Raw genomic sequence first — 221 nt, 5'->3', positions numbered from 1 at the left:
CACCTCCCCGTGACTTTTCGCAGCTTATCACGTCCTTCATCGCCTCCGAGAGCCAAGGCATCCGCCATGCGCCCTTATTTACTTTCATTATCACGTACACACTCTGTTTATACAACAGAGCGGATGATATATACTTTTAGCTCTTTTGGTTTTGACCAAATTTTTACTTTTTCAGCTTGTTACATCATGTCAAAGATCTTTTTAATGTGAAGGTTACGGAG

General features: G+C 41.6%; 1 rRNA gene. It reads right to left on the bottom strand.

What is annotated here, in order from left to right:
• A 23S ribosomal RNA gene (locus tag H6A61_RS16400) occupies nt 1–88 on the bottom strand; the annotation flags it as partial.
• Nucleotides 89–221 lie beyond the last annotated feature (133 nt).

The organism is Bacteroides caecigallinarum (assembly GCF_016901995.1).
Taxonomy (GTDB): Bacteria; Bacteroidota; Bacteroidia; order Bacteroidales; family Bacteroidaceae; genus Phocaeicola; species Phocaeicola cellulolyticus.
This window is presented reverse-complemented; position numbering and strand designations above follow the sequence as displayed.